This is a genomic window from Haloferax profundi (genome assembly GCF_001469865.1).
In the GTDB taxonomy this organism is placed as follows: domain Archaea; phylum Halobacteriota; class Halobacteria; order Halobacteriales; family Haloferacaceae; genus Haloferax; species Haloferax profundi.
On sequence record NZ_LOPV01000647.1, the window covers coordinates 1 to 935 of the forward strand.

The following is a 935-nucleotide window of genomic DNA, read 5'->3' on the forward strand; positions in this document are numbered from 1 at the left end:
CTGACTGGCGAAAAACAACTCTCTGTCGGAGAGATTGTAGCAACGGGATCTAATGTATGTCCCAAACCAGAACAGAACTGCGCTCGATGTTCGCGGAGCCCCGACAAGCAATCTCTGGCTGAGTGATGTACCGCTCGCGAGACACGGCGGGCTATGGATTCAACCAACCTGCACCAGTTACTGGCTCTCGTCCATGTTGCAGACCTCTGCTGTGTGTCCCTCGACGGCAGTCGGGGTCCCGTCGAGATGGTACGAAATCGTGTAGGCCGCACTTCCGCCCGAAGCGTGCACGATTGCCAGTTCTCCCCTTTTCTCTCGGCCGTTGCAGTCATCGTCGTTTGCGCCGTCGGGAAACGCAAACGGGGCATATGTCGTCTCGAATTGTGTGGTTTCACCCGAAGAGACGACGAGATCAGACCGTGAAGGGGAGAGCGGCCGGTTCGCTCCGACGCCGATGACTCCGGGACTGTAGCTGAGCGACGACCGCTCGAACGAATCATGTTGCGGGTCGACCGTCGGGTTCGGGACGTCTCCGTAGATCCCAACGAATCGAACGAGCATTGGGGCCTCACCTTGATTCATTATGCTCAACCGAGCCCGACCATCAGGAAGTACCTCGATGTCTTCTAGATAGCCGTGGACGGTCTCCGGTATCCACTCTTCGTCTTCAGCCCACCCGTTCGAAGTTTTGGCCTTGACGTGGAGAGAGTTCGCGATGTACGTCTTCATCTTGGTCGGGAACACGACTTGGAACCGGGCCTGATTCGACGGATGCTCGATCGTCTCGTATTCCTCGTCCGTGTGCGAGTTATAGAGTACAGCTTTCTGTACGTCGGCAGTATCTTGGAATTCGACGATGAGATCTGTCTCCTCGAATCGATGGTTCTTGAACACGTCGGATGCTTTCGGTTGGTCACCGAGAGGCGGGAGTGAGG

The 935-nt window shown here is 56.4% G+C and carries 1 protein-coding gene; it reads right to left on the reverse strand.

Annotated elements, in window-relative coordinates:
• Window positions 1-177: 177 nt before the first annotated feature.
• A partial coding sequence (locus tag AUR66_RS22360) for a hypothetical protein (RefSeq protein ID WP_197409873.1) occupies window positions 178-935 on the reverse strand: 758 nt, incomplete at its 5' end.